The 18914-nt window shown below is 48.5% G+C and carries 23 protein-coding genes and 1 pseudogene; 19 read left to right on the top strand and 5 right to left on the bottom strand.

All coding sequences use genetic code 11. The features are described from left to right. Positions 1 to 260: 260 nt before the first annotated feature. Genes SRB521_RS06735 through SRB521_RS06750 form a run of 4 tightly spaced genes read left to right on the top strand, consistent with a single transcriptional unit; the run spans position 261 to position 1718 of the window. On the top strand, positions 261 to 731 hold the full coding sequence (locus tag SRB521_RS06735; protein WP_165816296.1) for a hypothetical protein: 471 nt from the start codon (positions 261 to 263) through the stop codon (positions 729 to 731). A 38-nt stretch (positions 732 to 769) separates the two neighbouring features. Next, positions 770 to 958 (top strand): hypothetical protein, encoded by a 189-nt coding sequence (locus tag SRB521_RS06740; protein ID WP_116722013.1) that lies wholly within the window; start codon positions 770 to 772, stop codon positions 956 to 958. Between the two features lie 35 nt (positions 959 to 993). Then, entirely contained in the window at positions 994 to 1452 is a 459-nt protein-coding gene (locus SRB521_RS06745; protein ID WP_116722014.1) for a hypothetical protein, read from the top strand. 41 nt (positions 1453 to 1493) lie between these two features. After that, positions 1494 to 1718 carry a hypothetical protein gene (locus tag SRB521_RS06750; protein ID WP_116722015.1) on the top strand — a complete coding sequence of 75 codons (225 nt, stop codon included), beginning with the start codon at positions 1494 to 1496 and terminating at the stop codon, positions 1716 to 1718. A 74-nt stretch (positions 1719 to 1792) separates the two neighbouring features. Here SRB521_RS06750 and SRB521_RS06755 read toward each other — a convergent pair whose 3' ends face one another. Beyond that, positions 1793 to 2788 carry a hypothetical protein gene (locus tag SRB521_RS06755; protein WP_116722016.1) on the bottom strand — a complete coding sequence of 332 codons (996 nt, stop codon included), beginning with the start codon at positions 2786 to 2788 and terminating at the stop codon, positions 1793 to 1795. 144 nt (positions 2789 to 2932) lie between these two features. Between SRB521_RS06755 and SRB521_RS06760 the strand changes: the two genes are divergently transcribed. From SRB521_RS06760 to SRB521_RS06780, 6 genes are all read left to right on the top strand, one after another. Beyond that, positions 2933 to 3169: a helix-turn-helix domain-containing protein gene (locus SRB521_RS06760; RefSeq protein WP_165366590.1), complete on the top strand. Its 237-nt coding sequence runs from the start codon at positions 2933 to 2935 to the stop codon at positions 3167 to 3169. A 282-nt stretch (positions 3170 to 3451) separates the two neighbouring features. Next, positions 3452 to 3835, top strand: coding sequence for a hypothetical protein (locus SRB521_RS06765; protein ID WP_116722018.1), 384 nt, complete (start codon positions 3452 to 3454; stop codon positions 3833 to 3835). A 449-nt stretch (positions 3836 to 4284) separates the two neighbouring features. After that, positions 4285 to 4410, top strand: coding sequence for a hypothetical protein (locus SRB521_RS16660; RefSeq protein ID WP_257534830.1), 126 nt, complete (start codon positions 4285 to 4287; stop codon positions 4408 to 4410). 748 nt (positions 4411 to 5158) lie between these two features. Continuing rightward, positions 5159 to 6736 carry a hypothetical protein gene (locus SRB521_RS06770; RefSeq protein ID WP_129868820.1) on the top strand — a complete coding sequence of 526 codons (1578 nt, stop codon included), beginning with the start codon at positions 5159 to 5161 and terminating at the stop codon, positions 6734 to 6736. Next, positions 6737 to 7249: a hypothetical protein gene (locus tag SRB521_RS06775; protein WP_116722020.1), complete on the top strand. Its 513-nt coding sequence runs from the start codon at positions 6737 to 6739 to the stop codon at positions 7247 to 7249. A 153-nt stretch (positions 7250 to 7402) separates the two neighbouring features. After that, positions 7403 to 7711 carry a hypothetical protein gene (locus tag SRB521_RS06780; RefSeq protein WP_116722021.1) on the top strand — a complete coding sequence of 103 codons (309 nt, stop codon included), beginning with the start codon at positions 7403 to 7405 and terminating at the stop codon, positions 7709 to 7711. A 55-nt stretch (positions 7712 to 7766) separates the two neighbouring features. On the opposite strand, the gene SRB521_RS16665 is transcribed toward SRB521_RS06780, so the two are convergent. After that, complete coding sequence (locus SRB521_RS16665; protein WP_257534829.1) at positions 7767 to 7898, bottom strand: hypothetical protein; 132 nt, start codon at positions 7896 to 7898, stop codon at positions 7767 to 7769. 11 nt (positions 7899 to 7909) lie between these two features. Further along, the gene (locus SRB521_RS06785) at positions 7910 to 8116 is read right to left on the bottom strand and encodes a helix-turn-helix domain-containing protein (RefSeq protein WP_116722022.1); all 207 of its coding nucleotides are present in this window, start codon (positions 8114 to 8116) and stop codon (positions 7910 to 7912) included. A 209-nt stretch (positions 8117 to 8325) separates the two neighbouring features. On the opposite strand from SRB521_RS06785, the gene SRB521_RS06790 reads away from it, so the two are divergent. The 6 genes and pseudogenes from SRB521_RS06790 to SRB521_RS06815 all read left to right on the top strand — a co-directional run. Beyond that, positions 8326 to 8604, top strand: a complete 279-nt coding sequence (locus SRB521_RS06790; RefSeq protein WP_116722023.1) for a hypothetical protein — start codon at positions 8326 to 8328, stop codon at positions 8602 to 8604. A gap of 129 nt (positions 8605 to 8733) precedes the next feature. Beyond that, the gene (locus SRB521_RS06795; RefSeq protein ID WP_116722024.1) at positions 8734 to 9381 is read left to right on the top strand and encodes a SprT-like domain-containing protein; all 648 of its coding nucleotides are present in this window, start codon (positions 8734 to 8736) and stop codon (positions 9379 to 9381) included. Between the two features lie 160 nt (positions 9382 to 9541). Beyond that, positions 9542 to 10105: a tyrosine-type recombinase/integrase gene (locus tag SRB521_RS06800; protein ID WP_242976550.1), complete on the top strand. Its 564-nt coding sequence runs from the start codon at positions 9542 to 9544 to the stop codon at positions 10103 to 10105. A 107-nt stretch (positions 10106 to 10212) separates the two neighbouring features. Beyond that, the gene (locus tag SRB521_RS06805; protein WP_116722026.1) at positions 10213 to 11235 is read left to right on the top strand and encodes a helix-turn-helix transcriptional regulator; all 1023 of its coding nucleotides are present in this window, start codon (positions 10213 to 10215) and stop codon (positions 11233 to 11235) included. Between the two features lie 31 nt (positions 11236 to 11266). Further along, positions 11267 to 12646 carry a hypothetical protein gene (locus SRB521_RS06810; RefSeq protein ID WP_116722027.1) on the top strand — a complete coding sequence of 460 codons (1380 nt, stop codon included), beginning with the start codon at positions 11267 to 11269 and terminating at the stop codon, positions 12644 to 12646. 174 nt (positions 12647 to 12820) lie between these two features. Beyond that, positions 12821 to 13351 (top strand): annotated as a pseudogene (locus tag SRB521_RS06815) (GMP synthase (glutamine-hydrolyzing)); the annotation flags it as partial. A 498-nt stretch (positions 13352 to 13849) separates the two neighbouring features. On the opposite strand, the gene SRB521_RS06820 reads toward SRB521_RS06815, so the two are convergent. Further along, entirely contained in the window at positions 13850 to 14170 is a 321-nt protein-coding gene (locus SRB521_RS06820) for a hypothetical protein (RefSeq protein ID WP_207216006.1), read from the bottom strand. 244 nt (positions 14171 to 14414) lie between these two features. After that, entirely contained in the window at positions 14415 to 15302 is an 888-nt protein-coding gene (locus SRB521_RS06825; protein ID WP_116722028.1) for a LysR family transcriptional regulator, read from the bottom strand. Between the two features lie 232 nt (positions 15303 to 15534). Between SRB521_RS06825 and SRB521_RS06830 the strand changes: the two genes are divergently transcribed. The 3 genes from SRB521_RS06830 (at position 15535) to SRB521_RS06840 (ending at position 18874) form a co-directional block, all read left to right on the top strand. After that, the gene (locus tag SRB521_RS06830; RefSeq protein ID WP_116722029.1) at positions 15535 to 16296 is read left to right on the top strand and encodes a cyclase family protein; all 762 of its coding nucleotides are present in this window, start codon (positions 15535 to 15537) and stop codon (positions 16294 to 16296) included. Between the two features lie 162 nt (positions 16297 to 16458). Then, positions 16459 to 17559, top strand: a complete 1101-nt coding sequence (locus SRB521_RS06835; protein ID WP_279340874.1) for an MFS transporter — start codon at positions 16459 to 16461, stop codon at positions 17557 to 17559. A 100-nt stretch (positions 17560 to 17659) separates the two neighbouring features. After that, on the top strand, positions 17660 to 18874 hold the full coding sequence (locus SRB521_RS06840) for an MFS transporter (protein WP_207216007.1): 1215 nt from the start codon (positions 17660 to 17662) through the stop codon (positions 18872 to 18874). Positions 18875 to 18914 lie beyond the last annotated feature (40 nt).

Genomic DNA, 18914 nt, shown 5'->3' on the forward strand with positions numbered 1-18914 from the left:
TAGATCTTTTAAGAGAAAAACGAGAAGATTCCCATACATAGCCGCAACTTTTTGAAATCTACGCTTCAAAATCGCAATAACTACCGCTCGATTGCTGTTTTCTCTGTGATCTTGCAGATACTTTGGGGACACTTTTTCATAGTTTGATTATATCACATGTCATTATTAAAGTACAGGTTTTCTCTTTGCCCATGCTATACTTAAAGCACAAAGAGGGACAGAGAACAAGAGAAAAACAAAATCTCTCAAAACAAAAATATATGATAAAGGAGATTATCACCATGAAAAAGAACGCTATTATCTACATCGACGACACCCACGCCCAGGTTACCAAGGCTTTCGAGAAGCAGGCCCGTATCTTCGGCACTCCCGAATACAGAGAGTGGAGAGCTTACCGCCAGGACTTCCCCAGCGCTCAGATGGTGACCAAGACCATCAAGAAGAACACCAGCAAGCGTACCTACAAGAATCTGACCTATGCCAACATTGAGCGCTTCTTGACCATGCAGCCCACCAGCAAGGAGCTTATCAAGGAGTTCAACGACCAGAAGGCAATAGCCGCCATCCAGCAGAACCCCTATCGCGCGGTGCTGGCCTGGTTCCTCGCCAAGTTCCCCAAGTATGACGAATACAAACAGTTCTTCGCTGCCACCGCCGCCGAGGAAGCCGCTCCCGCCAGCGAAGCCGCCTCCAATCAGAACGAGGTGGTGGAGCTGGGACAGACCGCTTGAAGTGCATTTTTCAAAAATTAAAAAAGGAGTTTGCTACTATGGAAAAAGATAGAAATTCAATGATTGACTTCCTGCTTGCTGCGTATGAAGGCGAACCGGAATACCGGGAACAGGAAGTGCGATTGGAAGCCCTGACAGATACCCAGTTAAAGGAAGAGTATGAAGCTGTTCGGGAAAAGGTAATGTCCGATGTGGATAGGAACGACCTGTTAGAGTTTGCACACTAAATAAATATTGAAATATCGAAAAGGAGAAGATTACCATGAAGAACACTTACAAGATTGATTTTGTGAACAACACCCTCGCCATGAGCAAGGCTTTCGAGGAAGCCACCAACAATCCTGCTTCCGAGGAATACAAGCTGTTGAAGCAGCTCCGCGCCGACTTCCCCGGCCTGACGATTACCCGCAAGACCCGCCGCGCTCCCAAGAAGGCCCGGCCCACCAAGAACCTGACCTACAAGCACATGGAGCAGTACATGAGCGTGTTTAAGAACGCCGGCGAGCTGCTGGCCCAGTTCGATACGGTTAAGAGGTGTTCCCTGGGCCAGAACAGCCCCTACAAGTTCGTGCGGGAATGGTTCGAGGCCCAGTTCCCCAAGTACAAAGAGCTGCCCGACTTCGGCAACAACGCCCTCAAGGTGATTGACTTTCCGACCTCCCAGAAGAAGCAGGAAGAGAAGAAGGAGCAGGGCGAGCAACTGGAAAAGAAGGACGCCTAACTTGAAGTGTATTTTTCAGATCTGAAAAGGAGAATGACGATATGGACATGAATACTATGACAAGAGAAGATATTATTAACATGATGGACGCTGAAATCGAATTCGCTATTGACGATTATGGGTGGCGCAGTGCCGACGGTCATTGGCTTACCCACGAAGAACTTGCCAAGTGGACGGATGAAGATTATCTCAAAGAGTATGAGCGAGTTTATCTGAATAGAAGGGTAAATAGCCAGGGAAAAACGGTGGACTTCGGGGACAAATAAGGAAAGAAAACATGGAATACAAAATGAGAGAGGACGGTACTGCTGGTGTACCGTCCTCTTTGGCTATGTTGTAATCAATAAACAGTAACATCTACTTTTTCGGCTTTACCTACAAATGCTCCTGTTTTATCAATAACTGCCTCAAACACACTACCGGCATTATTGGCGAATAGAATAGTAGCTTGTCCATTTTCAAAGTACGGAGCATTTACTCCCATTTCAATGGAATAGGGTATTCTACCTACGTCATACGCTGACAAGTCAATGACCATATTTCCCTCAATGTCAAAAAAACCGGGATTAGAATTTTCCGAACAAGCGTAGAACAGCCCTTCGGAATACACAGGGAAATTGTGCATCGGTTTATTGGGCAAGTATTGGCATGAGAGTTCAGTAATTTCACCCTTTGGATTCATCGCATTGAGCGTCCCCTTACCCATCTCGTCCTCTTCACAGAAAAGCAAGTATCCGTCCTGGAATACGGACATTTTTGAAGCGTTAATCTTTGTCTGGGAATTATCTGTCACGTTCCAAAGAAGGCATTCCCAGATAGCGACTTCGCCTCGTCCGGTGGGGCTATACGATACGCTGTTCTCCCAGGGGCCGACCCGGTACTCTTCGTCCTTCGTGTATACGGACACGCCCGGAGAAGCAAGGAACACGCCTTCTCCCAAGTACATGTAACAAGAACTATCCCGCAAAGTTTCGCTGCTGCCCTCGGCGCGGAAGCGCACTTCATCTACGAAAGTTCCCGTGTCGGTCAATTCCTGTACCCACTCGCCATCATCGTTCACAACACCAAGCATAAATTTATACCCATCGTAGGCGTCAACTTCTTTTTTTACCAGGTGATACCCGTCCCCGGAACAGAGGATTTCGTCCCACTCCCCATTGTTGGGAACAGTTACTTCTTGACTGCTATTGGCATCGTCGCTGGGTGTTTCGCTACTGCTCGGGAGATTGGTTTCACCGCTGTCTGATACGCCGGTGTCACTGGTTTCATTCCCGCCGCAAGCAGCTAACGACAACACTAATGTTCCTGCCAGTAAAAGAGACACTATCTTTTTCATTTGTGCTGATTCCTCCTAATCGATTAAAATATAAGACAGGGGTTTACCAAGTGAAGTATAGCATGGTTTTGGAGGAATGTCTACTATCATAGACAACGCAGCAAAGATTTTCTCATAAAATATAGTGAGAAAAGAGGTGTTGTCGTGCAGTTTGATAATCATGCGGTTGGACAAACAATCCGAAACCTACGGAAAGCAAAAGGGATTTCCCAAGATGTGTTAAGCGGCTTTGCCGGGATTGCGCGCACACATTTATCAATGATTGAAAACGGCACAAAACAAGCAAATTTTGAAACAATTTGGAAAATTGCAAGTGCATTAGAAATGCGACCAAGTGAATTGGTGGCAAAAATTGAAGAAACGATAGAAGGGCAAGAGTAATTTACAGACCGAAACTCTTGCCCTTCATGTTATTTAACTGTTTGCCGTTCCCGGTCGTGCTCCCCGTAATTTATCACAAGGCCACACCAGAAACATCTTGTGTAGCGAAACCAATGCAAATGTATCAGAGGCTAATTTTCACACAGGAATAAAGAAGATGTATAGAAGAAACAACAATACAAGGACGTGAACACAACGAGAAGTTTGCAAAATATCCGACGCAATAGTTGCATTATTCCTTGATATATAGTATAATGGGACTGCGCAAAGGAGGTGTTTGATATGTCTGCATTAGATGGATTCAGAGCTTTTGACTTTTCGGAGGGAGTTCCGTATGCGTCATTTACGCAGAACGGCATCACCTTCAACAAGTCGGTGACGCTCAAATTGGGCGAACCAGAGTACGCAAGATTTCTTATCAATCCAGAGACGAAGCAAGTCGCAGTTCAAGCATGTAGTGCGGATGACAAAAATGCAACTGTATTTTATCGGCCCAAGGCGTCTGGTGTACTGTCTGTCCGATGGAACGCACGTGATTTGTTGAACACGCTGGAGCGCGTGATGGGATGGAACCTCAAAGAAAATGGCTACCGGGCTGATGGAGTCTTGCTTCGAGAGGAACGAGCCATTGTATTTGACCTTTCCAAAGCAATTGTGCTCACTTGATCGGTGTCTACCGGCAACGCCGGATGACATATAAAAAGGCCTTGGCTGAGTTGCAGCTCAGTCAAGGCCCTGTTGAGAAAAGTTCAGACGGCTAAACCGCCCATATACTTTACTCCTGACAAATTATAAGTATATGGTCGTCTCTGCTTTTTTCAAGAGGTTTCAGTGATTTGCTTACAACTCGTTTTTATCAAGTCACGGAAAATCTTTTGGAAAGGAGGGCGAGCGTTTGAATAACGACGTGAAGTTATCCCAAACTGAACGGGACAATTCTTCGGTTACTTATGTTTACACGGCGTATATCACTACTCGTAATGGTAGACGGATTTATGCCAAGGCGTATGGCCTTAATGCGTTCCGTATCGCCGTTCAGGCTGACAAACAGTAACTAACCTTCAGGGAGGATGTTGGCGGTTTCGTCCTCCCTCACCATTGAAAGGAGATTATTCATGGCAATCCATCATGGTGGCAAAGTAGGCAAAGCCGCTAAAACACTTGCAGCCAAATCGTCTACTTGCAAAGCCAAGAGTAAGGCAGGAAAAACTCTTGCTATTCACAAAGCCGAGCAGCACTAATTATTAAGTGATACTCGCCCTCAATTCTTTGAATTAAGGGTGAGTATTTTTCATGTATTCTTTGCCGTTTTCGTCCGTGTTTCCCGTGATTTTTCAGCGGTCGGGAAAACTGCCAAGAAAAGCCGCCGCCAGAAATTACAACTGTATTTTCCCGGAACCGTCCCCCGCCGCCGCGCGGTGTTTCCTCTGTTCCGCTCCACCTGGGGGTACTCCCGGCCTACCCTTTGACCTTCTTGTGAGGGAAATTCCTTCACCCGCTCGCGATCTGGGTTCCGCTCCAAATTGAAACTGCACTTTCAAAAACAGATCTTCTACACGCAAGAATTCAACTTGTGAGAAGAACCGACAACTCCGAAACAACTTTTGAGAAGTAGCGATAACTTCAAATCATTAAGTAAAAACTTTTAGAGTGAAGGCAACAACTTTGTTGTAGAATGAGGCAAATATAAGGACAAAACCGCTTGTTTGCATTAAAAAAATTTTTATGTTATAATATTTACAGAAAAAGGAAAATAGGATTTGTAATTCATCGTTCCCTTTGTAGGCTTAAACAAGCAGTAGGATGAAGGCGCTGCGGCCTTCCATCTTGTAGAGCGCTTCCGTTCTATGCTTCCGGGCAGCAACGCCAAGTGCTGGCAACACGCTTCCTACTGTTTGCTTAAATCTACAAAGAAAGGAAGCGCACAAGATGGAAAAATAGAACCTGTCGCCAACGGGGGATAAGCCGACATACAATAACTGTTTTACTTTGGGTTCAAAGAAAATCCCTGTTTATATCGACCATTATGATGATACAATCCAGGATTTATATGGCAGCAAAAGTGGCGATAAACGTAAATATTATGAACTTTCTTATGAAGAAGCCAGAACAGAATATTATCGGTTTTGGAGTAGTGAGAACTGGGAGAAAAGCAGTAAAGATTTGCGTATCGGCCTTTGGCTGGACAATGCCATGTTTGGCAACCTTCACATCTTTGTCATTGACTTTGATGATTTTGACGAAGAGAGCCATTTTTTCAAGGAAGCTCACCGTTTAGCGGATAAAGTAACTCGGTCAAAGAGTGGCGGCTATCACATGTTCTATGGGGTAGATAGGAAAAAGGCGGAACCGCTTTTTGACAGTATCAATTTATTGACAAGTGAGAACGCTGCGGGTTTTGTGTGTAAATATGCGGCTCCTTCGCTGGACAAGGCAAACAAAGTGGACATGTTTTGTGATGTAGGCCATTTTATCTATGAATGGGAGCCGTGGGACAATACCATTGGCCTGACCGATAAGACGCAAGAGCTTTACCAGCTTATCAATGAAAACTTTGACTTGCCGCGTCCCATGAGCGGCGGCAAGGGTAAACGCGCAAGCGGTAAAGGTGGCAAGAGTTATGCCATGCTGGAAGAGCTTTCCGAAGGAGAACTGTTACAGCAAATGAGCGTAGAGCAGCGAGAAGTCTTTGCTGATCTGGAAAGGACAAAATCGCCGCATTGGAAGCAGAAAGCGTGGATTTCTGTTGGTATTGATATTTTTCATGTGTTTGGTGCTGATTTGGGTGGGAAGGTGTTTCTGTTTTGGAGTAAACCAGGTAAAACATTTCAGCCTCAAAGCTGCGCTAATACCTGGGACTATATTTGTGAAATTGGGCCAGATAAAGAACTTTATGATAATCATTGGGTCGATATTATACGGAATACCAGAAACGCCCTTGACATTGATGAAGCAGAGATAAAATCAGCAGTACAAGCGCCAGAACCAGAGGCACAAGTTTCGCTGCCGCTCGAAGATGATACTTCCGCCGCGCTGGAAGAAACCACCACCGCTGAACCGACCTTCCGTGACCTTCCGATTGCCTGGGAGAATGTGACAACAGAAGAGGATGGTACGCAGAGAACCGGGCATTGGATTGTCTGGAATGGCAACCGCTCCAAGCGGGAAGCGTTCTTCAAGCTGGCCTTCCCCGACCAATACAACAAAGTCAAAAAGCGCGTGAAATTCCTGGAGCAAGCTGCGGATGATGTGCTGCGGCTGACAGGCGGACAGCGCACCAAACTGATGTATGAAATTTTGGCGTGGAAATATGAGCTGGAAGAAGTGAGCGAACAGGACAGCTTTGACTTAATCCATCTCTGCCAGCGCGAAGAGGACAACAAAACCGCCGATGATTTGCTGGCCCGCTTGTATTGGCCCAATGGATTAGCCAAACTGGTGACCTTTGGCGTGGGGATGAAGCTGGACGGTGCCGCACAGCATACATGGTGCTATTCCGTTGACTACCAGGAGAACAGAGCGGTTTTCACGGGAAAGGCAATGACCTGGGAGTGCTGGCAAAAATAGTTGATCGAAATTCTTGACCGCTGCCGAAATGGCCGCCTTCCCTACGCCAAGGTGAAAAAACAGATTTTCCCCGCATTGTACTATCAGGACGGAAAGCGTCTTACCCTTGCAGCAGCAGACAGGGAAGCAATAACCGAGTGGATGGGAGAATACCTTGTGAGCGGTTCCGCTCCATTTCCGCTGTCCGGGGAAATTCCCGCCGCTAATTATAAATTTGTGATTGACTACAACACGGATGTTGAATTGGTGGACAACCGGGATTTGAAAGACCCTGACGAGATGGCAAAATACAACCACGAAACCAACGCTGTCAGAAACAAGGAGAAGGGCAAAAACAGGGTAGCCGCTCGCGCCAGTAAGACCTTGCCGGACGGCGACTTTACCAGGGATGATTTGAAGGCCCTGGGCTATGGCCCGAAGGCCATTTCCAATCTGCTTCGGGACGGGCTGATGATTGACACCAAGCGCCGGACGCCGGAACGCAAATTCATTTACCGAAAGAATTTCAAGTGAAGCTGCCGCCGATGTACCACACCCCGAGGGGGATAAAAGAAAAGTATATTCCCCACGGGGTATGGTACATCTACCGCTTCCCACACTTGAAAGTGTATATTCAAAAATTATCAAAAGGAGGAAACAGCCATGTTTCAAGAATTACTTTAGATTTTGCAGGACTTTGAGCGTCAGGACAGCGCGAACCGTATTACCTGGATAGAGGTCGCGCTTGCTGCACAAAGCAGTTCCGCTCCAAGCGCCCTTGAGAATTACAAGCGAGCAAAGGCGGATTGGCAGGACGAACAGAGCCGCCGCCAGCGCTTTTGTGACTTTCTCATGCAGCGGCGCGATCTGGTGGACGCTGTGGCAAAAAGCGTGATTGACAGCAGCACCAAGGAGATCACAGCCAAGGCCGAGCAGGAGCTTACTCAGGTGTTCCGTGAAAAGCTGGATAAGACGGTCAAGTATTATTTCAAATAAACGCAAAAAGTCGGAGGAAGTTGTTGAAACTTCTCTCCGACTTCTCTTTTTTGTATTAGAACTTTTTGTGAGTTGTGTCTTTTTGTTGGTTTTGCTCCTCTTCTTCATCCTTTTGACCAGGCTTCTTCTCCCAGCCTAAAATCTCTTCCATGATAAGGGCAAGGGGCAGGTCTGTATCTCCAAACATGGCAGCGCCTCCTATTCCTTGATGTATTCCAGCAAATCCCCCGGCTGACAGTTCAGCAGTTCGCAAATGGTTTCGAGTGTAGCCCAAGAAACCATCTGCCCGCTGCGAATTTTTTGCAGCATGGCTTCTCCCATGATCTTATCTTTCCGAATTCTGGTGGTATTGTATCCCTCTTCTTTCAGTGCTGCGATCACATCAACCTTGTATTTAATGGGCATGTCTTGCCTCCTTCCGGGGCGCATGAAAAAATGCACTCCTTTTCCATTGTCCTCATTTTAGCACAGAATTACACCTTTTTCAAGTGTCAATATTACACATAATTTGAGTGTAATATTTGTGTACTATGCGGATTGAATTACACTTAAAAAAGGTGTAATATATAATCAGTCAAGGGGAACACCCCAATAAAAGAAAAGGAGATCTGAACATGAGCAAGAATGAATTGGTAGCCAAGATTGAGGCCCTGAACGAGTGGGAGGCCATTATGGAAGAGGCCAAGGCGGAGGCCGAAGCCATTCGGGACAGCATCAAGGCCGAAATGCTGGAGCGCGAAACCGAAGAGCTGGCCGCTGGAAAGTACATCGTCCGCTGGACTTCCGTTCTCTCCAACCGCTTCGATACCACTTCCTTCAAAAAGGTGTACGGCGACCTCTACAAAGCCTTCACCAAGCAGAGCCAGAGCCGCCGCTTCACCATCAGCGCATAAAGAAAAGCCCCTTGCGTGAACCACCGACCAAAGTAGACACGCAAAGGACTCCCACCCAAACCAGAACGGAGAGGGCAAGAACATTATAGCTTGCCCTCTCCACAAAATCAAGAACAGGAGAGAAACGACATGAAGGAACTGACAAGCTATAACCGCGTGGCCGGTTATCTCAACAAAGTGTTCGATCTGCTGAACGCCGAATTCTTTGAAGGTACACTTTCAAGGCCCACTATCACCATTCAGTCCACGCCCCGCGCCTACGGCCACTTCTCCCTGCGGGAAGATACCTGGGTATCCAAGCTGGGCGGAACCCATGAAATCAATATCGGGGCCGGAACGCTGGCCCGCCCCATTGAGGAAGTGGCGGCGACCCTGCTTCATGAAATGGTTCACTACTACAACTTCGAGAACGGCGTGCAGGATTGCAGCCGGTGCAATACCTACCACAATAAGAAATTCAAAGCGGCGGCGGAGGCCCACGGCTTGATCGTCACCCACAGCGACAAATATGGATGGTCACACACGGCCCCCGGCGAGGCGCTGCTTGACTTCATATTGGAGAACGGCTTGACCGACATTCTCATAAACCGCAACGAGTTTATCGGCTTCCAGGTCACCGGCACTGGGACGCACAGCGGCACAGGAATCACCCCACCGCCGCGCCCGTCCAGCACGAGAAAGTATATCTGCCCCTGCTGCGGGAATTCCGTTCGGGCCACCAAAGCGGTGAATATCGCTTGCCTGGACTGTAACGAACGGATGGTGCTGGCCGGTTGACAGGGAAGGGCGGGGAGAAATCCCCGCCCATTTCCCGAAGTTCGTATAAGTGAAGAAATACGAACACCAAAAACCAGCAATCACGGGACTTTCCCGCCGCCGTCCGAAATACACGAACTTTCCCGCCTCAAAAAACGAACTTTTGACGATGGAGGCCACCATGAACAAGAAAACCAAGGCGCTCACCACCGAGCAATACAAGGAGATCATACAGACTATGAAGGAGGGATTCAGCGGCTGCCGTCCTAATGAGCGGATAGCCACCGCCCTGGTGCTGGAAGGGAATTTAGGCTTGCGCGTCAGCGATATATTGAATCTGCGGCCCTGCGATATTGTCCGGGATGGGGACAGATACCGCCTGGAGATCACCGAGCAGAAAACCGGCAAGCGCCGTGCGTTCACCGTCCCGCTGGTCATTCAGCAATACATAGAGAATTATTGCTTGCGACACAATATCCGCCGCGATGATCTGATTTTTTCCATCACAGAACGGGCCATTCAAAAGCAGCTCCATATCGTGTGCGACTATCTGGGCTATGAGGGTATCAGCACCCACAGCTTCCGCAAATGGTACGCCACGGAGATATACAAGGCAAACGGCTACGACATAGCCCTGGTGCAGCGGCTATTACAGCACAGCTCCGCCGCCGTCACACAGCGGTATATCGGCATTGAGCCACAACGGATTGAAACAGCAATACAGAATCACGCACAGCTCATTTGACAGCATTGGGGCCGCTCGTGTCGAGCGGCCTCAATGCTGTTTGCTGCTGTCTTTTTCCTGATTTTGTGATACACTGGACATAAGACCTGGAAAGCGAGGCGGCACACATGGCAAAGTCAGAAAACCAAAAAGTGAAAACGCTCTATGTTGCCAAATACTTTTTGGAGAACTCCGACGAGAACCACCCCGTTACCTCCGGGGATGTGGTGGACTATCTGAAAGACGAGTGCGGGATTGAGGCAGAGCGCCGCGCCATCTACCGGGATATTGCCGCCCTGCGGGATGTGTTTGGGATGGATATAGAAGGCGGACAGGGCGGAAAATACCGGCTGCTGTCCCGTCAATTTGAGTTTGACGATCTGCGGTTGCTGGCTGAGTGTGTCCATGCGGCAAAGTTCATATCCGCCCGGCAAGCGAAAGATTTGGTGGACACACTGGGCGAGTTTTGCAGCACCTATCAGGCGGAGCAGCTTCAACGGGAAGTATTCCTGTGTGACCGGGTGAAAACAACGCAAAAGGGAACCATGGCAATCATTACGAAGATCAATCAGGCCATGGCGACCAGGCAAGACGGCAAGCCCCACACCCCGCAGAGAATCAGCTTCAAATATTTGAAATATACACTTCAAGATGGGATAACACAAGTAGAGCGCCGCAAAGGGGCAGCCTACAAAGTCAGCCCCTACAAACTGCTGATCAATGAAGGCAACTATTATCTGCTGGCCTTTGACGATAAGGCCCAGGATATGCGGACATATCGAATTGACCGCATGAAGGAAGTAAAGGTACTTTCGGAGCCACGGGAAGGCGCGGAGGCGTTTTCAAAGATAGACATGGAAACCTATACCCGCCGCGTGTTCTCCATGTTTGGCGGAGAGCAGAAGCGTGTCAGTATTCGATTTATCAATCCATTGCTTGATACGGCTGTCGAGCGGTTTGGAACTGGGAAGGATGTATTCTATCGGCCCGACGACGAAAAGCATTTTGTTGTGACCGCCGACGTGGAAATCAGCAATCAGTTTTTTGCATGGGTATGCGGTTTTAGGAAACGGGCCAAGATCATCAATCCCCCTGAAGTAGTTGATGAGATGAAAACTTTTTTGGGCCAGATTACAGAATTATATTTGTAATGCACGCCAATTGAATTGGAAGGAAAGCAAAATGAATGATGCCAAATTCTCACGAGAACTGAAAACTTTGATTTATTATGTGCGCGAATATGGAATTCAGCATATAGGCTTTAAGGTTGACAACCAGAATAAAGTCGCCAAAGATGCGGACAAAATGGATGAGTTTTTTACTCAGGTTCATAAAGGCTTTTTTGCAGCTCAAGAAAGAGTATGTTATCTTTTGAAAAAAGTTTTATTGGAACAGAAGAGACTGAAAGCTACTTTGGCGGAGGTAAGGCGTCAGAGGAAAAAAGAAGAGGAAGAGACTGTTAAGCAATCCCTAAAAAAAGCAGAATATCAGGAGCATGTTTTAAGAAAAGTAATGGATTCTATTGCATGGCAACTCTTTCATTATGATTTATCTACCATGCGAAGGTTGTATTGCGGAGAAGCACTTATTGATATTACAGATTCCAATTTAGATTCAGAGCTATTATTTATTAAACATTTTCAGAACAAGGAGCCAAGTGGATTTGCTCTAATTAGTGATTTGACATCCTTTATTCAAATAGGCGATGTAGTTACGATTGGTAAAGATAGTGGAATTTGCATTTCTGAATTAAAAGAAGGAGCCGTAAACGATGAAGTTTTTGAGCTAATAGAAGAAGTGTCAAAAACTCAATGTCCCAGACATCTCCAATATGCATTGGAAAATAAAGACGAAAAATTTGTAAAGCAGTTCAAAAGAGCCATTAAACAAATCCACAAGTCGAGTCAAACACACGAAACAATTACGACTGGCTACGGAACGGATTTGCTGACTGGGCAAAAGGTGCGAATTATCCAAGACGAAATAGAACTCGATACCTATTCAGACATAGTAAGCGATTTATCAAAAAACTGCCACAAAAAAGGTTATTCTATCTCAGTTATTGAGCAGTGTCTACTAATCGGTGTATATGATATAGGAAAGTTCCCAAGTCAAGTATTTGATATGTGGTCTAAAAGCCTAAAGATAAAAATGCCAATTTATGACATGAGAGTGTCCTTTTACGATCCACTGTCTTACCCAATATTTTTACATTCATTTTCAGATACGTTCATAATAGATTTGATCTTGGGGAAAAAGGTTATCAAAATGACCCTTGATATCGAAAAATGGTTGGAAACTTTCAAAGAAGATGGCTGTAATGTAAGATGGTTAAGTAAAAAAGAAACAGCCAGATTGAACTCTAAGATGAAAGGTTCTAACAAAATATTCGACATTGATGGGCGGGGCATTGTTGTTGAAAAAAACGGAATGTCAGTAGACATAGGACAAGGAGTCTTCTCAAGAATGTTTACCAGCTTTACTACTCCATCATCTATCAAAAAACTTCTTATGGCAACTTTGGAATATACACAAAATATTGAAGAAGATGCTGGAACTTAAAGAAAGCAACCATAATGTTTTCACTTTCTGCCTCTTTCTTTTTAAAAGTTTGCAAACCTTGAGTGGGAAACTTGAATCACAAAAATGGTCATGCTATAATGAGTGGGAAAAGTGAAGAAGGAAGCCAATACTTTCTTTTTCTGCAACGCTTTTAGGGATGTGTGACAGGATTTTTCAGCCGTCATCAAGAGCCACCACAACCGCCTGCTGCCCCCCGAGGTGGTGGCCCGGTTCAAGGGTGTGCTGGAGCCGCTGCGGATGCTCTTTAAGGATGAGGTCCGCCAGCTGGGCCGGGAACTGGAGCTGCCGGAGTACCTGGTGATGCGCCAGCCTTTCCCGGGTCCGGGCCTGGCGATCCGCATCATTGGCGAGATCACGAAGGAGAAGCTGGACACGCTGCGTCTGGCGGACTTCATTTTCCGGGACGAGATCGACAAAGCCGGGCTGGAGGGCAGCATGAACCAGTACTTTGCGGTGCTGACCAACATGCGTTCGGTGGGCGTCCAGGGCGATGGCCGGACATATGATTACACCTTGGCGCTGCGCAGCGTCACCACCAGTGATTTTATGACGGCGGATTGGACCCGCATCCCATACGAGGTGCTGGACCGAGTCAGCGTCCGCATCGTCAACGAGGTGCCGCACATCAACCGCATTGTTTACGACATCACGTCCAAACCGCCCGCCACAATCGAATGGGAGTAAATTGAGTTGTCGCAGGGCAAAGAAATTTAGCCTAAAACCAAGGGACAAAGGGCAAAAAAGATTAGTGCCCCCGACATAGAAATATGATGCAGGGCCATTTTTTGTTCTACAAACTATCCTAAACCCGCATGAACACACACCTTTTGGAACATTCTGCGTAATACCACCATGGAGTGAAGGCAACCCGAGAGCGGCGATCCAACAGGATAAATAGAATTGCCTCGTTTAGGTTAAATTTCTTTGCCCTGCGACATTATGGGGCTGGGAAGCCTTGAGATGACTGGATTTTTCAAGTTTTAGGTCTCTCTGTGGCAACGATTTGGTAACATCCTTTATAATTTCCGCAAAATCCCTATATAAAAGAGCTAACTGATTTTGTTTGGGTCAGTTAGCTCTTTTTAAAATGGAAGTACGACCAGAAACGGATCGGCAGTTAAAGAAAAATCGAAATAGCGAAAGGCGATATCAACCGCCTTGACTATTCATTTGTACTTATGCTTATCTCTTTTCAATTTCACCCGCCAATTCAAAGCCATTTTTTGCGGCAACCACAGCAATGATCTCATTGATCACAGCCGAGGCGGCAATCGTTCCCTGCAGGATGCCTACAAGTTCCGGCCGTGAGGCCAAAGTAACGCAGGCAATCCCAGTGAAGACAAGAGAAACGCCCGAATGGGGCAGCAGTGTAAGGCCTAGATACTTCTGTACGGTACCTGGCATCTTCATCGCTTTGGCGCCGAACCTTGCCCCAATATATAAAAAGGTGTAGAATCCCGCGCCCGGAATCAGATGGTAATTTAGCGGGGCGCCAAGATCCACAATAAGCAGCCAGCAGACTGACAGCCAGGATTGGATGAAAATAGTCTGTTATTTCCTCCAGCCGCTCTTTGCCGACCATGTTTGTAAATGCGGCGGAAAAGGAAACACCCATCAACATATAATTCAGCAAAATATCGGTTTCAGACCGGAACAAAGAAGTTACCCCAATCGCACATAAGGCGATTGGGGCAATTTCTTTCGGAGAGCTGTTTCGAACTTCTGCGTTGGAACGGAAGTTTCCGGGTTAAAAGGGCATCAGCCGGATAAAAGTGCGTTCCGCGGCGCTGATCCGCTTTTTTAGTGGACGGACATAGAGATATTTCAGCTTGTATAATTCGGCCCCCAGTTTGATGGGGACACAGGCCAGTCGACCGGATTTCACAAGGGGATCGTCCGCAATGACCATCTCAACATAAGTGGCGATCATATGATTGGACATGACCGTGGTTTTGATCAACTCATTGTTGTTGGAGAACATAGAGATTGGCGGCATATCTCCGGGGAAAAAGACATGCTGCATCATGTATAGGACTTGCTCCTCACTCTGGAGGATAAAGATCTCATGTTTCAGATCATTCGGAGTGACAAAGGGTTTCTTGGACAATGGAGAATCCGGGCTGCAGATGATGACTAGATTGGATTCAAACAACTCTGTGACTTGGACGGAAGCGCGGCCGGAGCTCCAAAGCTCTGGCAGACAGCAGATGAGGCCGAAGTCCAGGGTAAGGTCCCGCACACCGGCGATAATATCGTTTACACCCGCGTGATTGAGAAAAATCGTATACTCGGGATAGACATGATTGAATCTGGATACCACATCCCGCAAAAAGGTAGTAGGACCGATGGGGTAAGCTCCGATATGCAGAGCGCCGGTTTCCCTGCTCTCACCCAACTGCTTGAGACTCTCGGCATTCTCCAAAATGATCCTGGCCAGACGGATAGCCTCTGCGCCTTTGTCGGTCAGAGTAGAACCACGCCTGGAGCGGTCAAAAATGGCAAAGCCCAGTTCGTCCTCCAGACTGGAAATGGCGCGGCTGACCGTGGTGTGGGAGACGTAGAGGTTCCTTGCCGCGGCAACGATCGTACCGGCGGCTTCCACCTCTGAAATAAACGCCAGCTGCTCCAGCGTCATAGCACCATCACACCCCTTACGCTATGTCCGGTTATTTTTTTGACAATAAGACAAAAGAAGAGTTATGTCAATTTTAGACGCTCTGTGCACTGAATGCACAGAGGCGTGCGGAATTGCTCCTTTATTTTGCAGCAGAGTGCCGGTATGATGTACGTGAAGCCAACAAATTGCTTTCGTGTGCACGGACGATTCGCGGCAAATCACAGCAAATGAGAGGAGTACACAATATAGCATGAGTTTCATTGACTTATCTGTCCTCTTTGAGCCCGACACGCTCTCTGATATTCCCATCATGCGCCCGCATTTTCAATATTCCGACCATGAGACGGGCGCCGGTGAAATGATGAAGACTTACGGCTGTAGTCGGGAGGACCTACCGGCCGGAGGCTGTTGTGCGGATACGCGGATATCCTGCGCGGATCACAGCGGGACGCATATGGACGCGCCTTGGCACTATGCGCCCACTATGAACGGCGGTGAGCGGGCGCGGACCATCGATGAAATGCCGATGGAGTGGTGTATGGGTAATGGTGTGTGTATCCACTTCCAGGACAAACCGGATGGCTATAAGGTGACTGCGGCGGATCTGGAGCAGTATTTCAGAAGAATCGATTATCAGCTCAAGCCGCTGGATATCGTGCTTCTGCACACCGGCGCACAGAAAAATTATGGCCGGACGGAATACAGGATCACTGGCTGCGGTGTGGGCCGTGAGGCTACCCTGTGGCTGCTGCGGCAGGGCGTCAAGGTGGTGGGAACCGATGCCTGGAGCTGGGACGTTCCTTTGCCTCTGGTGGCAAAGGAATTTGCCAAGACGAAGGACCCGTCCGTTATCTGGGAGGGCCACTTGGCGGGCGTGGAGATGGAGTATTACCAGATGGAGAAGATGACAAATCTGGATCTGCTGCCCGTCACCGGATTCCAGGTGATTTGTTTCCCGATTAAGATCAAGGGAGGAAGTGCGGGCTGGGTGCGTTCTATCGCCGTGCTGTAATCCGTAGCCGGAAAAGAGAAAAGGTATAAGGTACGAGGAGGAATTCTGAACATGCACGCTGCAGCAAAACGGACTGCGCTTCAAGCCAGGATTGCCATCGCGATCCTCTCTCTGAACGCGCTTGCTTTGTAAGAAAATGTAATATCGCTGATTATTGCCGACCTGATCAAGACCTATCCGGAGTACCCGGTTTCCACCATACAACTGATTTTTTCCACGACCACTGGCATGGCGGTGGTGGGCTCCCTGCTGTGTATCTGGCTGGAAAAGAGGATGACGCTGAAGAGCATGTCCATGCTCACCCTGATAAGTGTTCTGTCAGGCGGCGTCATCGGCTTTTTCTGTGCGAAGACCAGTGTTCCTTTGCTGTTCTTGTCCAGTGTTCTCATTGGCATCGGTATGGGACTCATCACCCCGCTAAACGGCATCAATATTGCCAATCACTTTGAGGGCGCTGAGCTGGTAAGAATGAACGCCCAGAACTCTGTGGTGGCGACGGTCGGTAGCGTAGTGTTTCCGCTGATCGGCGGCCTGCTGGCGGCCATCGACTGGCCCTGCGTCTATTGGATCTTTTTCCTGACTATTCCGGTTATGCTCATCACCGTGATCGTGCAGCCCCGGGAGGAAATCCAGTGCCTCCCCAGGAAGAATGGAAGTGAGCCCGTAAAGGTCAAGGTATGGTCCCCTGCGCTCATCTGCTGGGTGATCGAGTCCTTCTTTGCTGGATTGTGCTGGATGGTGTACCAGAGCAGCGCCTCGTCCCTGTTCCAGAGCCTTGGCTTTGAAAACTACGCACAGGTGGCCAGTTATGGCTCCTTTGTCTTTGCCGGACTAAATGTGATCGCGGCGACTACGCTGAAAGTGTTCTGCCGCAAGTTCGGCAAGCCCTGCATGACTGGCGGTATTGTTCTGATGGCCATCGGCCTGTTCATGCTTGCCGTCTGCAAGAGCGTTTCGCTGTTGTGGCTGATTTTTGTGGCCACTGCAGTAATCGGCTTTGGCTTCGGCATCTTTAAATCGGCCAGCTTTGTATTCCTGCCCATCACCCTGGAAAAGGGAGCCACGTCCAGAGGCTTCTCCTATTTCAACGCAGCCAATGTGCTGGGCAACTTCCTCACCCCTTACCTGATCACCTCCACGGTGGCGCGGATGGGCGGTACCATCTATACCCGCTATGTCTTGAGCGCGGTGATCTGCACGGCCCTGTCCATCTTTGCGATTGCCACCCAGAAGCTGAAAGGGACCGAGAAGATCGCAGACTAAAAATCAAAATCTGCGGCAGGGGCTTGCGCCCCGCCGCAGATTTGATATGGGAAGGATGCTGTTTATAGCTGGGGAAAAATCGTTTCTCCGCGGTTACTCCATGGTGCTCCATTCTTTTTTGATGTATTGGATCTATGGCACCCTGATCGGCGGGGGACTAAGCGTTCTTGCTGCGCAGTACTGCGGTATGACCGGACTGAACTCCAATCTTGTCACTTCCGTCAACACCGTGGGCGGATTCCTCTCCGTGGCAATGACTTTTCTGATCGGACGCTGGGTCATCGCCAGGGGAGTGCGGGGGATTACCGCCTTTAGCTGCATCGGCGCGGCGGTTGGACTGTGTATTCTAGGGAATGGGACGAGCCTGGGAATCTATATCCTCTGGTCCGTGGTCAGTCAGGGCCTGTATAACGGTTACAGCTTTACCGCTACCAACGCACGGATTGCCAACTGGTTCCCCCGAAAAAAGGGCTGGGTCATGGGGATCACCATCGCCGGTATGATGGCGGCCTCCTTTACCTCTGTTCTGTTCATCACGGTGTACAGCCCCAAGATCGGATTTACCAATGTCTGCTATTTCCTGGCGGCCGTAATTGCCATGCTGGGCGTCGTATCCCTGAAATGGATCGTCGATACCCCTGAACAGTGCGGCCTCCTGCCGGACAATATGCCTCTGACGGAGCGGGAACAACAGGAGTTCGGCGGCGGGACGGCCCGCCAGGACTGGACGGCACGGAACCTGATATGTTGCAAAGACGGACTGTGCTATATCGTGGGTTTTGGTCTGCTGTTTATCGCCACCACCGGCGGCATTACCGCCTTTGTCCCCTATATGTTGGAGCGGGGGTATTCTCAGGTGGACGCCGTGGGGCTGATGTCTCTGACCAGTCTGTTTTCATTGGCCGGCAGCTTTATCATGGGGGTGCTGGACACCAGGCTTGGAACCAAGAAGGCCAGTCTGATTTTTGCCGCGCTCTATGTGATAGGCTATTCAGGGGCCTTTGCCCTGACGGGCATCGACAAACTGTTCCTGTTGCCCCTCTGGCTGGCTATGGCCAGTGGTGGGGCCAACGCCAACCTGATGGCTTCCACTCTGGTCAGCCAGTATGGGCGGGCCAACTATGCCAGCGTGTGGTCCGTCCTGTTTACTGGCGCCAGCCTGATCCGGAACCTATGCTATCTGCTGATCGGTGCCATTGCATCCCTGTCCGGGACCTACGCCAGGGTCTATCTGTTTTGGGGGATCATTTCAGCGTTCAGTTTTGTGCTGTTGGCGGTATCCAATTTCAAATATCGTCCCGTGCCGCAAAACTAATATTACTGATATTTACAATAATAGAAAGTCCACCGGCACG

The organism is Intestinimonas butyriciproducens (assembly GCF_004154955.1).
Lineage (GTDB): Bacteria > Bacillota > Clostridia > Oscillospirales > Oscillospiraceae > Intestinimonas > Intestinimonas butyriciproducens.

What these genes read in the sequence shown, in the direction of transcription:
- SRB521_RS06735 (WP_165816296.1), top strand. Translation starts at nt 261, where the DNA reads ATGATAAAGGAGATTATCACCATGAAAAAGAACGCTATTATCTACATC.
- SRB521_RS06740 (WP_116722013.1), top strand. Translation starts at nt 770, where the DNA reads ATGGAAAAAGATAGAAATTCAATGATTGACTTCCTGCTTGCTGCGTAT.
- SRB521_RS06745 (WP_116722014.1), top strand. Translation starts at nt 994, where the DNA reads ATGAAGAACACTTACAAGATTGATTTTGTGAACAACACCCTCGCCATG.
- SRB521_RS06750 (WP_116722015.1), top strand. Translation starts at nt 1,494, where the DNA reads ATGGACATGAATACTATGACAAGAGAAGATATTATTAACATGATGGAC.
- SRB521_RS06755 (WP_116722016.1), bottom strand. Translation starts at nt 2,788, where the DNA reads ATGAAAAAGATAGTGTCTCTTTTACTGGCAGGAACATTAGTGTTGTCG.
- SRB521_RS06765 (WP_116722018.1), top strand. Translation starts at nt 3,452, where the DNA reads ATGTCTGCATTAGATGGATTCAGAGCTTTTGACTTTTCGGAGGGAGTT.
- SRB521_RS16660 (WP_257534830.1), top strand. Translation starts at nt 4,285, where the DNA reads ATGGCAATCCATCATGGTGGCAAAGTAGGCAAAGCCGCTAAAACACTT.
- SRB521_RS16665 (WP_257534829.1), bottom strand. Translation starts at nt 7,898, where the DNA reads ATGTTTGGAGATACAGACCTGCCCCTTGCCCTTATCATGGAAGAGATT.
- SRB521_RS06785 (WP_116722022.1), bottom strand. Translation starts at nt 8,116, where the DNA reads ATGCCCATTAAATACAAGGTTGATGTGATCGCAGCACTGAAAGAAGAG.
- SRB521_RS06790 (WP_116722023.1), top strand. Translation starts at nt 8,326, where the DNA reads ATGAGCAAGAATGAATTGGTAGCCAAGATTGAGGCCCTGAACGAGTGG.
- SRB521_RS06795 (WP_116722024.1), top strand. Translation starts at nt 8,734, where the DNA reads ATGAAGGAACTGACAAGCTATAACCGCGTGGCCGGTTATCTCAACAAA.
- SRB521_RS06800 (WP_242976550.1), top strand. Translation starts at nt 9,542, where the DNA reads ATGAACAAGAAAACCAAGGCGCTCACCACCGAGCAATACAAGGAGATC.
- SRB521_RS06805 (WP_116722026.1), top strand. Translation starts at nt 10,213, where the DNA reads ATGGCAAAGTCAGAAAACCAAAAAGTGAAAACGCTCTATGTTGCCAAA.
- SRB521_RS06810 (WP_116722027.1), top strand. Translation starts at nt 11,267, where the DNA reads ATGAATGATGCCAAATTCTCACGAGAACTGAAAACTTTGATTTATTAT.
- SRB521_RS06825 (WP_116722028.1), bottom strand. Translation starts at nt 15,302, where the DNA reads ATGACGCTGGAGCAGCTGGCGTTTATTTCAGAGGTGGAAGCCGCCGGT.
- SRB521_RS06830 (WP_116722029.1), top strand. Translation starts at nt 15,535, where the DNA reads ATGAGTTTCATTGACTTATCTGTCCTCTTTGAGCCCGACACGCTCTCT.
- SRB521_RS06840 (WP_207216007.1), top strand. Translation starts at nt 17,660, where the DNA reads ATGGTGCTCCATTCTTTTTTGATGTATTGGATCTATGGCACCCTGATC.